General features: G+C 51.4%; 1 pseudogene. It reads left to right on the top strand.

Going from position 1 to position 253, the window contains the following annotated elements:
* Positions 1 to 126: 126 nt before the first annotated feature.
* Positions 127 to 253: pseudogene (locus EXE47_RS18335) on the top strand (IS701 family transposase); the annotation flags it as partial.

Genomic DNA, 253 nt, shown 5'->3' with positions numbered 1-253 from the left:
GTCTTCGGCCTCACGTAGCAGTTCATCGATTTCTTCCTCAGTCAAGTGATGCTCAATCTCTTTTCGACGTGAGCGCTCCATTACTCTTCTATCAAGCTTAACTAACAAAAGTTTTCATACTCATTAGCGGACACCTACCTCTTCGACTCGTGGTTCGCCCACGATTCTGGCCTTCCTGAACTCATCGAATCCTCCGACAAAGACTGGATCGGCCCGCTCCGGAGCAACCGACAGGTGACCTACGGCGGCGAAG

This window comes from Halorubrum sp. GN12_10-3_MGM, from assembly GCF_005435235.1.
Lineage (GTDB): Archaea > Halobacteriota > Halobacteria > Halobacteriales > Haloferacaceae > Halorubrum > Halorubrum ezzemoulense.
The sequence above is the reverse complement of the archived record's forward strand: the minus strand, read 5'-3'. Positions and strand labels throughout refer to the sequence as shown.